7 protein-coding genes, 1 pseudogene and 1 riboswitch are annotated in these 14,116 nt (G+C 68.1%); of the genes and pseudogenes, 5 read left to right on the top strand and 3 right to left on the bottom strand.

Translation table 11 applies throughout. The features are described from left to right. Together NHG85_RS19520 and osmF are read right to left on the bottom strand one after the other, a co-directional pair. Nucleotides 1-249, bottom strand: a pseudogene (locus NHG85_RS19520) (hypothetical protein); the annotation flags it as partial. Nucleotides 250-266: 17 nt separating this feature from the next. Beyond that, nucleotides 267-1,178 carry a glycine betaine ABC transporter substrate-binding protein OsmF gene (osmF, locus tag NHG85_RS19525; RefSeq protein WP_253335408.1) on the bottom strand — a complete coding sequence of 304 codons (912 nt, stop codon included), beginning with the start codon at nt 1,176-1,178 and terminating at the stop codon, nt 267-269. A gap of 256 nt (nt 1,179-1,434) precedes the next feature. Between osmF and NHG85_RS19530 the strand changes: the two genes are divergently transcribed. From NHG85_RS19530 to thiC, 5 genes are all read left to right on the top strand, one after another. After that, nucleotides 1,435-3,405 (top strand): alpha-1,4-glucan--maltose-1-phosphate maltosyltransferase, encoded by a 1,971-nt coding sequence (locus NHG85_RS19530; RefSeq protein WP_253335414.1) that lies wholly within the window; start codon nt 1,435-1,437, stop codon nt 3,403-3,405. After that, complete coding sequence (gene treS, locus NHG85_RS19535; RefSeq protein WP_253335409.1) at nt 3,405-6,686, top strand: maltose alpha-D-glucosyltransferase; 3,282 nt, start codon at nt 3,405-3,407, stop codon at nt 6,684-6,686. The genes NHG85_RS19530 and treS overlap by 1 nt, the downstream gene beginning before the upstream one ends. Next, nucleotides 6,683-8,905 carry a 1,4-alpha-glucan branching protein GlgB gene (glgB, locus tag NHG85_RS19540; RefSeq protein ID WP_253335410.1) on the top strand — a complete coding sequence of 741 codons (2,223 nt, stop codon included), beginning with the start codon at nt 6,683-6,685 and terminating at the stop codon, nt 8,903-8,905. Before treS ends, glgB begins: the two co-directional genes overlap by 4 nt. A 79-nt stretch (nt 8,906-8,984) precedes the next feature. Then, nucleotides 8,985-10,799 carry a 4-alpha-glucanotransferase gene (malQ, locus tag NHG85_RS19545; protein ID WP_253335411.1) on the top strand — a complete coding sequence of 605 codons (1,815 nt, stop codon included), beginning with the start codon at nt 8,985-8,987 and terminating at the stop codon, nt 10,797-10,799. Nucleotides 10,800-10,829: 30 nt separating this feature from the next. After that, a riboswitch (TPP riboswitch) is annotated at nt 10,830-10,961 on the top strand. Between the two features lie 85 nt (nt 10,962-11,046). Beyond that, nucleotides 11,047-12,858: a phosphomethylpyrimidine synthase ThiC gene (gene thiC, locus NHG85_RS19550; RefSeq protein ID WP_253335412.1), complete on the top strand. Its 1,812-nt coding sequence runs from the start codon at nt 11,047-11,049 to the stop codon at nt 12,856-12,858. 49 nt (nt 12,859-12,907) lie between these two features. Here the strand turns inward: thiC and NHG85_RS19555 are convergent, their stop codons facing one another. Continuing rightward, entirely contained in the window at nt 12,908-13,879 is a 972-nt protein-coding gene (locus tag NHG85_RS19555; RefSeq protein WP_253335413.1) for a DMT family transporter, read from the bottom strand. Nucleotides 13,880-14,116: the final 237 nt, after the last annotated feature.

A 14,116-nucleotide genomic window follows, 5' to 3' on the forward strand; every position in this document is an offset into this window, starting at 1 on the left:
CAACAGCACCGCCAGCGCGCCCAGCGCGCAGCCAAGGCGCAGCGCCTGCGCGCGCGCCCAGACGGTGCCAAGCGTGAGCGCCGCCAGCACCAGGCCCGCGACGATCGCGCCGCCCTCGGGCGACCAGATCATCACGCCGTCGCCGCTGACGATGCGGTTGGCGCGAAAATCGAGATAGGGGAGAAACGCCAGCCCGGCGAGCGCGGGCAGCGCATAGACCGCCGCCGCCCGCCGGGATGCCTCTCGCATCGTGCCGCTCCTGCCGATCAGTCGAGCAGCCCGGCCTGCGTCAGGTGATCGCGCGCCACGTCGGCGGCGTTTTCGCCGCCAAGCTGGATGCGGGCGTTGAGCGTTTGCAGGGTCTCCAGGTCGAGCCCTTCGAAGACGGGCTTCAGCAGCTCCTCGATCTCGGGGTTCTCCTCGAGCGCGTCGCGGCGGATGATCGGCGCGGGCTCGTAGACCGGCTGCACCGACTTGTCGTCGGTCATCACCTTGAGGCCCACCTCGGAGATCGCGCCGTCGGTGCCATAGGCCATCGCAGCATTGGCGCCGTCGATCTGCTCGGCCGCGGCGCGGATCGTCGCCGCCGTGTCGCCGCCCGACAGGATCACCAGCTGCTCGTTGGGCAGCTCGAAGCCGTAAGCCTCCTGGAAGGCGGGCAGCGCGGCGTCGGAGTTCACAAATTCGGACGAGGCCGCGAGCTTGATCTCGCCGCCTTCGGAAATATAGGCGCCCATGTCGGACATGGTCTCCAGCCCGTGCTCCTCGGCCAGATCGGCGCGCAGGGCGATGGCCCAGGTGTTGTTGGCGGGCGCGGGCGTCAGCCAGACGATGTCATTGGCCTCGGCGTCGAGCTTGGAGACCTCGTCGTAGGCGGCCTGCGCGTCGCGCCAGATCTCGGCATCGGCCTGATCGAAGAAGAAGGCGCCGTTGCCGGTGTATTCGGGGTAGAGGTCGATTTCGCCGCCGGTGATCGCCTGACGCACGATCGGCGTGGCGCCGAGGCTGATCCGGTCCTCGACCTCGATGCCCGCATCCTCGAGCACGAATTTCATCATGTTGCCCAGGAGCGCACCCTCGGTGTCGGCCTTGGAGCCGATGACCACCTCGGCCGAGGCAAGCGTGCCCGCGCCCAGCGCGGTGGCGACGGTGATGGCGAAAATCGATGTGGCGCGCATGGCGATGCCCTTTGTGCGAATGAAACCGGTCACTTCCACCTGCCGGGGCCGCGACGACCGAAAGGGTAGCCGTGCCCCGCCGCGCATCAAGCGGAAATATCACCCCGCACCCGCATGGGCGGTACCGCTTTCAGGAACCGGTGGCCGATCACGCGGTTGAGAACGGGACACCAGCCAAGCAGAGGGACCTTGGTTCATGCATGACGAGGAACTGCGCCCGACCGAGACGGGCCGCGCCGAGGGCAGCGCACGCGAGATGCAGGTTCTGGCCGCTTCGCGCATCTGTATCGAAGGGATCGACCCCGAGATCGACGGCGGGCGCTTTGCCGCCAAATGCGTCGCCGGACGGCCCTTCACCGTGCGGGCCGACATCTTCGGCGAGGGCCATGACAGCATCCGCGCCGCCCTGCTGTGGTGGCGGCAGGGGTCCGACGAGATCCACGAAGAGCCGATGGAATTTCTCGTCAACGATCGCTGGGAGGGGCGCTTCACCCCGCCCGAGAACGCGCTCTACCGCTACACGTTGATCGGCTGGAAGGATGATTTCCTTGGCTGGCGCAAGGATACGGCCAAGAAGATCGCCGCCGGACTCGATGTCGATGTCGAGGCCGAGATGGGCCACCGGCTCGTCGCCAATTCGCGCGACCACGCGCCCGAGGGCGAGGGGCGCGCGGCGCTCGAAAGCCTCGTGCACGCCACCAACCACGGCAGCACCGAGGAGCGCATAGAGATCCTCATGAACGAGGAGACGCTGGCGCTGATGACCCGCGAGGGCCGCCGCTACGGGCTGACGCGCTACGAGCGCGACCTCGCCGTCTTTGCCGATCGAGAGATCGCGGCCTTTTCGGCCTGGTATGAGATGTTTCCGCGCTCGGCGGCCGAAGGCACGCGGCACGGCACGTTTCGCGACGTGATCGAGCGGTTGCCCTATGTGCAGGATCTCGGCTTCGACGTGCTCTACTTCACCCCGATCCACCCGATCGGGCGCACCAACCGCAAGGGGCGCAACAACACGCTGACGCCCGAGCCGGGCGATGTCGGCTCGCCCTATGCCATCGGCTCGGAAGACGGCGGCCATACCGCGATCCACCCCGAGCTCGGCACCATCGAGGATTTCGACGCGCTGGTCGCGGCCGCGCGGGGCCACGGGCTTGAGATCGCGCTCGACATCGCGCTCAACGCCTCGCCCGATCACCCGTGGATCAAGGAGCATCCCGACTGGTTCGAATGGCGCCCCGACGGCTCCATCGCCTATGCCGAGAACCCGCCCAAGAAATACGAGGACATCGTCAACTTCCGCTACTACCTCGAGGATGGCAGCCCCAACGCCCCCTATTGGGAGGCGGTGCGCGACATGTTCCTCTACTGGGCCGAGCACGGCGTGCTGAACTTCCGGGTCGACAACCCGCACACCAAGCCCTTCCCCTTCTGGGAATGGGTGATCGACGAGGTGCGCGCCCGCCATCCCGGCGCGGTGTTCCTGTCGGAGGCCTTCACCCGGCCCAAGATGATGAAGCGCCTCGCCAAGCTCGGTTACAACCAGAGCTACAGCTACTTCACCTGGCGCAACACCAAGGCCGAGCTGACCGAGTATCTCAGCGAGCTGACGCAGCAGGAATGCCGCCACTACATGCGGCCGAATTTCTTCGTCAACACGCCCGACATCAATCCCTATTTCCTGCAGACCTCGGGCCGCGCCGGGCATCGCATCCGCCTTGCGCTCGCCGCGACGCTGGGCGGCAATTACGGCGTCTACAACGGCTATGAGATCTGCGAGGCCGCGCCGATCCCCGGCAAGGAGGAGTATCTCGACTCTGAGAAATACGAGATCCGCGACTGGGACTTCGACCGCGAGGGCCACATCAAGGACGACATCCGCCTGCTCAACGGCATCCGCCGCAGGCACGCGGCAATGCGCGATTTCACCAACCTCGAGTTCTTCGATGCGCATGACGACGCGGTGCTGTGCTATGGCCGTTTCGACAGGGCCTCCGACAGCTACCTGCTGTTCCATGTGCTGCTCGATCCGCATGCCGGGCGCGACTTCGCCTTCGACCTGCCGCTGTGGCGCTTCGGCCTGCCCGACGAGGCCTCGATCGAGGTGCAGGACGCGGTCCATGGCAACCATTTCACCTGGCACGGCAAGGAGCATCGGCTGACGCTCGACCCCGAGGACCGGCCCTATGCAATCTGGCGACTGATCCCGCCGGGAGGAGCGAGAGACTGATGGAAGACCAAGCAACACCCCCCGCCGCCCAGTCGGACGCGATCGATAACAGCCAGCGCGACTGGTACAAGGACGCGGTCATCTACCAGCTCCACGTCAAGGCCTACCAGGACAGCAATGGCGACGGCATGGGCGATTTCGCCGGGCTGATGAGCCGGCTCGACCATGTGCAGGAGCTGGGCGCGACCGCGATCTGGCTTTTGCCCTTCTACCCCTCGCCCTTGCGCGACGATGGCTACGACATCCAGGAATACACCGAGATCAACCCGCAATACGGCAACATGGACGAGTTCCGCGATTTCGTGGACGAGGCCCATCGCCGGGGCCTGCGGGTGATCACGGAGCTGGTGATCAACCACACCTCGGACCAGCACGAATGGTTCCAGCGCGCGCGCCACGCCCCCAAGGGCAGCCCCGAGCGGGATTTCTACGTCTGGTCCGACGACGATGGCAAATGGCCCGAGACGCGGATCATCTTCACCGACACGGAGCCGTCGAACTGGACCTGGGACCCGGTCGCGGGCCAATATTACTGGCACCGCTTCTTCTCGCACCAGCCCGACCTCAATTTCGACAATCCCGAGGTGCTGAAGGAGGTGCTGCGCGTCATGCACTTCTGGCTCGACATGGGCGTCGACGGGCTCAGGCTCGACGCGATCCCCTATCTCGTCGAGCGCGACGGCACCAACAACGAGAACCTGCCCGAGACGCATGACGTGCTGAAGGCCATCCGCGCCGATCTCGACGCGCATTACCCCGACAAGATGCTACTCGCCGAGGCCAACCAGTGGCCCGAGGACACGCGCCCCTACTTCGGCGATGGCGACGAGTGCCACATGGGCTTCCACTTCCCGCTGATGCCGCGCATGTACATGGCGGTGGCGCAGGAGGACCGGCACCCGATCACCGACATCATCCGCCAGACGCCCGACATCCCCGAGGATTGCCAATGGGCGATCTTCCTGCGCAACCACGACGAGCTGACGCTCGAGATGGTGACCGACAAGGAGCGCGATTACCTCTGGGACACCTATGCCAGCGACAAGCGCGCGCGGATCAACATGGGCATCCGCCGCCGTCTCGCGCCGCTGATGCAAAACGACCGGCGCAAGATCGAGCTTCTCAATTCGCTGCTGATGTCGATGCCGGGCACGCCGATCCTCTACTACGGCGACGAGATCGGCATGGGCGACAACATCTATCTTGGCGACCGCGACGGCGTGCGCACCCCGATGCAATGGTCGCCCGACCGCAACGCGGGCTTCAGCCAGGCCGATCCGCAGCGGCTCTATCTGCCCACCATCCAGGATTCGATCTACGGCTTTCAGGCGCTCAACGTCGAAAGCCAGTCCAAGGACCCCTCGTCGCTTCTGAACTGGATGCGCCGCATGGTGCAGGTCCGCTCGAACCATACGGTGTTCGGGCGCGGCGAGATGAAGCTGCTCTACCCCTCCAACCGCCGCGTGCTCGCCTATATCCGCGAGCATGAGGGCGAGGCGGTGCTTTGCGTCGCCAACCTCGGGCGCGCCGCGCAGGCGGTGGAGATCGACCTCTCGGGCTACCAGGGCCGGGTGCCGATCGAGCTGACGGGCCATTCGGCCTTTCCGCCGGTGGGCGCCCTGCCCTATCTCATCACCCTGCCCTCCTACGGCTTCTACTGGTTCCTGCTCGCGGATGAGGATCAGGCCCCGGCCTGGCACACCGCGCCGCAGCAGATCCTGCCCGAGTTCGTGACGCTGACCACCCGCGACGGGCGCGTCTCCTCGGCCATCTCGGGCCGCGACGGGCGGCTTCTGGGGACCGACGTGCTGCCCAAGTTCCTGCCCATCCAGCGTTGGTTCGGGGCCAAGGACGAGCGGATCACCCGCGTCGGCATCGAGCCTCTGGCCGAGATCGGCGGCAATGGCGCGCTGGGCCTCATCGACGTCGAGGTGGGCGGCGAGACGCAGCATTACCTGCTACCCCTGGCCTCGGTCTGGGGCGAGGACAGCGTCTCCTTCGGCTCCTCCACGCTGGGCTATACCATGGCCAAGCTGCGCCGCGGCCCCACCGTGGGCGGGCTGATCGACGGCACCGCCGACGAGACGCTGATGGGCGAGCTCTTCACCGCCCTGCGCGAGGGCCACGAGACCGACACCCCGCGCGGCCGCCTCGTCTTTGCGCCCAGCGCGGCGATGGCCGAGATCGAGGAGCCGGGCGAGCCGCGGCTGCTCAACGTCGAGCAGTCCAACGCCACCGTGGCCTTCTCCGACAAGGCGGTGCTCAAGGTCTACCGCCGCCTGCGCGAGGGCATCCAACCCGACATCGAGGTCGCGCGCTTCCTCACGGATGTGGCGGGCTTCGACGGCACGCCCGCCTATCTGGGCGAGATCGCGCTGCGCCCTGAGGGTGGCGAGGCCACCTCGCTCGGCGCCGCCTTCGCCTATGTCGCCAACCAAGGCGACGCTTGGGCCGCGCTGACCAACGCGCTCGACCGCTACCTGCAGGATCAGGCCACGGGCACCGAGGACGAGGCCCCGCCCTACCTGCCGGTGCTCGGCATCGCCGGAACCCTGGGTCAGCGCACCGCCGAGATGCACCGTGCCCTGGCGCACCCCACCGAGGACGCGGCCTTTGCCGCGGAGCCGCTGACCGGCGGTGAGCTCACCGCGCTATGCGACGAGGTGCGCGCCGAAACGGTGGCCGTGCTCGACCGGCTCAAGGGGATGCGCGATCTGTCGGAGCGCGCGAGCGATTACGCGTCCCGCATTCTCGACAGGCGCGACGCGCTGATCTCGCGGATCGACGCGGTGTCGAAGATGACGCCCGGCGGGCAGCTCACCCGCATCCACGGCGATTATCACCTCGGGCAGGTGCTGATGGCGCAGAACGACGTCATGATCATCGATTTCGAGGGCGAGCCGCGCCGCACGCTCGACGAGCGCCGCGCCAAGAGCCACGCGCTGCGTGACGTGGCGGGGATGCTGCGCTCGCTCGATTACGCCGCGCAATCGGCGCTGCGCTGGGCCGAAAGCTCAGGCACAGATGGCGAGGAGGCCGATGCGCTGATCCGCGACTGGCACCGCGGCGCCGTGCGCGATTTCATGGCCGCCTACGGTGAGGTCATCTCTGACAGCCCGGCCCATCCCGACGACCCGCGCTTCGCCGCCGCCCTGCTGGATCTCTTCGTGATCCAGAAAGCGGTTTACGAAGTGGGCTATGAGCTTGCCAGCCGCCCCGCATGGGTGGACATTCCATTGAGCGGCCTGCTCGACCTGATCGACGAAGAGGACACCCAATGACGACCAACGCGAGCGACACCATGCCCGCATCGGCCCCCGACGCCAGCCGCATCGAGGCGATCATCCGGGGCCGCATGGGCGACCCGTTCGAGATCCTCGGACCGCACAAGACGACAGGCGGCGCGATGGGGCTCACCGTCTTCGCCCCCGACGCCGCCGAGGTCCGGGCGCTGACGCCGCAGGGCGAGGAGTTGGCACCGCTCACCCGCATCAACCCCGAAGGGGTGTTCTGGGGCGAGATGCCCGAGGGCTTCGATTACGGCACGCCCTACCGGCTGGCCATGCGCGCGGGCGATCACACATGGGAGCGTGACGATCCCTACCGCTTCACCCCCGTGCTGGGCGAGATGGACGAATACCTCGTCGCCGAAGGCCGGCACGAGGAGATCTGGAAGCGGCTGGGCGCGCATCCGATGACGCATGAGGGCGTCGAGGGCGTGAGCTTCGCCGTCTGGGCGCCCAACGCCCGGCGGGTCAGCGTCGTGGGCCAGTTCAACGCCTGGGACGGTCGCCGCCACCCGCTGCGTCGCCGCTTCGGCGCGGGGCTGTGGGAGCTTTTCGTGCCGGGTCTCACCGTGGGCGATCTCTACAAGTTCGAGATCGTCGGCGCGCATGGCGACCTGCAACCGCTCAAGGCCGACCCGATGTCGTTCCGGCAGGAACAGCCCCCCGCCACCGGCTCCATCGTGCACGGCATGCACCGCCACGAGTGGCAGGACGGCGAATGGATGCAAGAGCGCTCCAAGGGCTCGCTGCACGACAAGCCGGTCTCGATCTACGAGGTGCATCTGGGAAGCTGGCGCCGCGGCGCCGATGGCGAGGTGCTCGATTACGACACGATCGGCGGGCTGCTGGTCGATTACCTGACCGAGATGAACTTCACCCATGTGGAGTTCATGCCCGTCTCCGAGCACCCCTTCACCGGCTCCTGGGGCTACCAGCCCGTGGGCCTCTTCGCGCCGACCTCGCGCTATGGTACGCCAGAGCAGTTCGCCGCCATGGTCGACCGGCTGCATCAGGCGGGCATCGGCGTCATCGTCGACTGGGTGCCCGCGCATTTTCCGTCGGACGCGCATGGCCTCGCCAATTTCGACGGCACCGCGCTCTACGAGCATGCCGACCCGCGGCAGGGCTTCCATCAGGACTGGAACACGCTGATCTACAACTTCGGGCGCAACGAGGTGGCGAACTTCCTGCGCTGCTCGGGCACCTTCTGGCTCGACAAGTATCACATCGACGCGCTGCGCGTGGATGCGGTCGCCTCGATGCTCTACCTCGACTATTCGCGCAACGAGGGCGAATGGATCCCCAACCAGTATGGCGGGCGCGAGAACCTCGACGCGATCGAGTTCCTGAAAGGCACCAACCATCAAGTAGAGGCGCGCACGCCTGGCGCGGCCACGATTGCCGAAGAAAGCACCGCCTTTCCGGGCGTCAGCCGCCCCGTCGATCAGGGGGGCCTCGGCTTCGACTTCAAGTGGAACATGGGCTGGATGCACGACAGCCTGAGCTACATCCAGAACGATCCCGTGCACCGCAAGTACAACCACCACCAGATGACCTTCTCGATCCACTATGCGTGGTCCGAGAATTTCGTGCTGCCGATTAGCCATGACGAGGTGGTGCACGGCAAGGGATCGCTGCTGAACAAGATGCCCGGCGACCGCTGGCAGAAATTCGCGAACCTGCGCGCCTATCTGGGCTTCATGTGGACCCATCCGGGCAAGAAGCTTCTGTTCATGGGCTGCGAGTTCGGACAGGAGCGCGAATGGAACCACGACGTCTCGCTCGACTGGCACCTGCTGGAGGATGAGAAGCACAAGGGCGCGCAGAGCCTCGTGCGCGATCTCAATAAGCTTTATCGCGACGAGAAGGCGCTGCACGCGCTCGATTGCGATCCGGGCGGCTTCGAATGGGTCGACGGCGCGGATGACGAACGCTCGATCTTCGCCTTCCTGCGCAAGGCCGACAGCGGCACCCGCCCCGCGCTCGTCATCTCCAACATGACGCCCGTGGTGCGCGAGGATTACCGCATCGGCCTGCCCGAAGGCGGCGACTGGGTCGAGCTTCTCAACACCGATGACGAGGCTTACGGCGGCTCTGGCGTGGTGAACACCGGCAAGCTGACGAGCCTGCAGGAGGAGTGCCACGGGCGCTCGGTCTCCCTGTCGCTGCGCCTGCCGCCCTTGGCGACGATGATCCTCGTTCCCGACCGCTGAGACCGTTCGGGCCGGAATATCCGGCCCGAAGGACGATCACGGGCCGGGCCTGTCCCGGCCCTTTTTCCTTGGAGCCCGCATGACCGACCTCGTTGATCTGAGCCATCACCACGGGATCACCACCGAATATGACGACCCCTCGGGCGAGGGCACGCGCCCCGTGCCCGAAGCGACGCTGCGGCTCATCCTGCGCAAGATCGGCGTCGATCCCGACGGGCCGATCGACGGCCCCGCCGCGCCGCAAGAGATGGAGGTGCCCGATGACGGCATCTGCCACATGCCCGAATGGCTGGAGCGCGCGCCGGGCTGGGGCGTCTTCTGCCAGCTCTACGAGCTGCGCTCGGCACGCAACCACGGCATCGGCGATTTCACCGACCTCGCCGAGATGGCGCGCATCGCGGGCCGGGCGGGCGCGGATTTCCTCGGGGTGAACCCGCTGCACGCATTGTTCCTGGGCGATCCCACGCGCCGCAGCCCGTTCTTTCCCTCGACCCGCAGCTTCCTCAGCCCGGTCTACATCGCGCTCGACGCATTGCCGGGACACGCGCCCGAGGACATCGACGGCGCCGCGCTGCGCGCGGGCGATCTGGTGGATTACGACGCGGTGGTGCCCGCCAAGCTTGCCGCCCTGCGCGCGGCCTTCGAGCGCAGGCCCTTCGACGGCGACGAGGCGGCGTTCGAGGCCTTCGTGAAAGACGGTGGCGCGCCTTTGCGCCGCCACGCGCTGTTCGAGGCGCTGTCGCTCGCCATGTCTGCCGAGGGCAAGGGCGCGGGCTGGCAGGGCTGGCCCAAGGCGCTGAGGGACGTCGAAAGCCCCGAGGTCGAAGCCTTTACCGAAGAACACGCGAACGAGGTCCGCTTTCACCTGTGGCTGCAATGGCAGGCCACGCGCCAGCTCGACGCGGCGCAGGCCTGCGCGCATGAGGCGGGCATGCGCATCGGCCTCTATCTCGACCTCGCCGTGGGCGAGGCACCGGACGGCTCGGCCAGCTGGGGCGGCGGCGAGACGCAGATGACCGGCCTCGCGGTCGGCGCGCCGCCGGATGTCTTCGCCTCCGAGGGGCAATACTGGGGGCTCTCGGCCTTCAACCCCGGCACGCTGGCCCAGCGCGATTTCGCGCCCTTCCGCGACATGATCGCAGCGCAGCTCGCCCATGCGGGCGCGCTCAGGATCGATCACGCCATGGCGCTGTGGCAGCTGTTCCTCATCCCCGACGGGGAGCCCGCGAGCGCGGGCGCGCATCTGCGCTATCCCTTCTCGGAGCTCTTGCGCGTGCTGGCCAAGGAGAGCCGCGAGCGCGAGGCGGTGGTGATCGGCGAGGATCTGGGCTTCGTGCCGCCGGGCTTTCGCGAGGCGATGCAGGCGGCCAATATCCTGTCCTACTCGATCCTCTACTTCGAAAAGGACGGCGCGCGGTTCAAGCGCCCCGAGGAATACCGCCCCACCGCGCTGGCCTGTCTTTCGACCCATGACCTGCCGGTGCTGGAGCGCTGGTGGGCGGGCGAGGACATCGCGCTGCGCCGCGAGCTGGGGCTGGTGGGCGAGGCCGACAGCGATGCCCATGCCAGGGAGCGAACGCGCGAGCGCCGCGCGCTTCTGGATGCGATGCGGCGCGCCGGCGCGCTCCGCGGGCGGCTGCCGCGGCAAAGGGAGATGCCGCAGGAGGTGCTGGTCGCGGCGCACCGCTACCTCGCACGCACCCGCGCGGCACTCGTCGGCGTGCGGCTGGCGGACATGGTCGGGCCCAAGGCGCCGACCAACATGCCCGGCACGGTGGACGAGTATCCCAACTGGCGCCCGCGCGCGCCGCTCGACCTGTCGGACATCGCGATCCATCCCGATTTTCGCGCCGTGACGGCGATGATGCGCCACGAGCGTCCGCGCGACGCTTGACACCCGCCCTGCCCCGGCGGCAGGGTGGCCGCACTTCACCAGGGGAGCCCCGGCAAGGGGCTGAGACAGTGCTGGCGAGGTCCTTTCGGGACCCACGCGCGCACGGACCCTTCGAACCTGATCCAGTTCATACTGGCGTAGGGACGGTGCGCGGCTGCTGGGCGTTCGGGGGGCTTTCCCTCGCCTCATCGCCGCTTCTCCACCCCCGCTGTCATGCTGGATCGTCACCGCCGCGAAAGGACGCCGCATGACGATCAACACCACCCCGCCCGAGCTGCCCCGCGTGACCACCGGGCCGCTGCCCGCCTCCTCCAAGATCCATGTCGCGGGGCGATTGCACCGCGAGATCCGCGTGCCGATGCGCGAGATCGCGCTCCATCTCAGCGCGGGCGAGCCCGATCTGCGGGTCTATGACGCCTCTGGCCCCTATACCGACATCGAGGCCGCGATCGACACCGCCGCGGGCCTCTCCCGCCCGCGCGAGGCCTGGATCGCCACGCGCGGCGACACCGAGAGCTACGAGGGCCGCCGCATCCGCCCCGAGGACAACGGGCGCGACGCGGCCAGCGGCAAGCTGCGCCCCTTTCCGCGCGCCCATGCGCCGCGCCGCGCCAGGGGCGACCGCGCCGTCACCCAGCTCGCCTATGCCCGCGCGGGCATCGTCACGCCCGAGATGGAATATGTCGCGATCCGCGAGAACATGGGCCGCGACGCGGCATTGGCGCGGGCGCGGGACGGCGAGAGCTTCGGCGCCGCGATCCCCGATCACGTGACGCCCGAATTCGTGCGCGAGGAGATCGCGCGCGGCCGCGCCATCATCCCTGCCAACATCAACCACCCCGAGCTCGAGCCGATGATCATCGGCCGCAACTTCCTCGTGAAGATCAACGCCAATATCGGCAACTCCGCCGTCACCTCCTCGATGGAGGAGGAGGTCGAGAAGATGGTCTGGGCGATCCGCTGGGGCGCGGACACGGTGATGGACCTCTCCACGGGCCGCGACATCCACGACATCCGCGACTGGATCCTGCGCAATTCCCCGGTGCCGATCGGCACGGTGCCGCTCTACCAGGCGCTGGAGAAGGTCGGCGGCATCGCCGAGGATCTCACATGGGAGGTGTTCCGCGACACGCTGATCGAGCAGGCGGAACAGGGCGTGGATTACTTCACGATCCATGCGGGGCTCAGGCTGCACCATGTGCCGCTCACCATCGACCGGGTCACCGGCATCGTCAGCCGCGGCGGCTCGATCATGGCCAAGTGGTGCCTGCATCATCACCGCGAAAGCTTTCTCTACGAGCATTTCGAGGAAATCTGCGAGATCTGCCGCCGCTACGACGTCTCGTTCTCCCTGGGCGACGGGCTGCGCCCCGGCTCCATCGCCGACGCCAATGACGCAGCGCAGTTCGCGGAGCTGGAGACGCTGGGGGAGCTCACGCAGATCGCCTGGAGGCACGATTGCCAGGTGATGATCGAGGGGCCCGGCCATGTCGCCATGCACAAGATCAAGGAGAACATGGACAAGCAGCTGGCTTGCTGCGACGAGGCGCCGTTCTACACGCTGGGGCCGCTCACCACCGACATCGCGCCGGGGTACGATCACATCACCTCCGGCATCGGGGCGGCGATGATCGGCTGGTTCGGCTGCGCGATGCTGTGCTATGTCACGCCCAAGGAGCACCTGGGCCTGCCCGACCGCGACGACGTGAAGACCGGCGTCATCACCTACAAGATCGCGGCCCATGCCGCCGATCTGGCCAAGGGGCATCCGGGCGCGCAGCTGCGCGACGACGCGCTGAGCCGCGCGCGGTTCGAGTTCCGCTGGGAGGACCAGTTCAACCTCGCGCTCGATCCCGACACGGCGCGCTCCATGCATGACGAGACGCTGCCCAAGGACGCGCACAAGACGGCGCATTTCTGCTCCATGTGCGGGCCGAAGTTCTGCTCCATGCGGATCAGCCACGACATCCGTTCGGAGGCGCAAAAGGAGGGCATGGCAAAGATGGCCGAGAAGTTCCGCGAGGGCGGCGCGCTCTACCTGCCCAAGGCCGAGGCCTAAGGACACAGCGCGGCGGGTCGGAGCATCGCCCCGGCCCGCCGCTTCGGTGTCAGCCCTGCCCGGCGAGCGCCGGCCCCGTGCCGCGGCCCTGCCGCGCCGCCATCCGCTCGCGGTGCACCACGTAGGCGCCCGAGCCGAGGATGATCGCCGTGCCCAGCGCCGTCGTGGCATCGGGCAGATCGCCGAAGACGAGATACCCCAGCGCCACCGCGCCGACGATCTCAAGGTACTGGAACGGCGCGAGCAGGCCCGCCTCCGAACGGCGGAACGCCTCGGCGATGAGCAGGAAGGTCACCGCCGAGACCAGCCCCGCCAGCGGCAGCATCCCCCAGACCCAACCGGGGGCGCGGGGTGCGGCAAGCCCCGCCCCGCCCATCAGCGCCATCGCCCCGAACAGCAGCAGCGCGATCAGCGCGGCATAAAGCGTGGCCCCGGTCTGGATCGTCAGCGCCGAACGCGAGGCCGAGGCGCTGCGCAGGATCACCGCGTTGAGCGCGTAGCCCGTTGCCGCCAGCAGCGGCAGAAGCGCCGCCGGGGTGAAGCCCTCGAAGCCCGGGCGGATCACCACCAGCGCGCCGACGAAGCCCACCGCGACGGCAGCGTAGCGGCGCGGCCCGATCTTTTCGCCCAGAAGCGGGGCCGCGAGCAGCACGAGGATCAGCGGCTCCACGAAGAAGATCGCGATGGCGGTGGCGATCGGCATCACGGCGAAGGCGCCGACGAGGCCGGCCATGGTGACGACCGAGCACAGCCCCGACAGCACCAGCACCGGCGAGAACATCGCCCCGCGCAGCCTGTGCCGCAGGAGCAGCGCCATCGCGGCGAGGGTCGCGCTTTGAAAGCCGAAGCGCCACAGCACCACCTCGGTGGAGGGCATCACCCCGGTGAGCAGCTTGGCCAGCGTGTCGCCCACGGGCAGAAGCCCCATGGCGATGATCATCAGCGCGATGCCGGTGCCGGTGGGCCCGTGATCGGTGCGGCGGGCGGGGGCGACCGGGCTCTTGGTGCGGGGTCGGATCATGAGCGTCTCCCAAGATGCGCGCGCCGCGATCCGCGGGGCGCGGGCGTCCGGGCGTCCGGGACGGGAATGGTGAACTGGCCGCGGGCCCGGGCGACGCCATCGCCGCGCCCGTGATCGGCCGTCCCACAGGGCTAGTGATCCCGCCCGCCTTGGTCAAGCCGCGCGGATCAGCCCTCCGGCGCGGGCAATGACAGCCGCTCGGGCCGCGCGGCCTCGTGCCGCGCCCGGTCCAGATCG

Origin of the sequence: Limimaricola litoreus, from assembly GCF_024159025.1 — a bacterium.
Classification (GTDB): Bacteria; Pseudomonadota; Alphaproteobacteria; order Rhodobacterales; family Rhodobacteraceae; genus Limimaricola; species Limimaricola litoreus.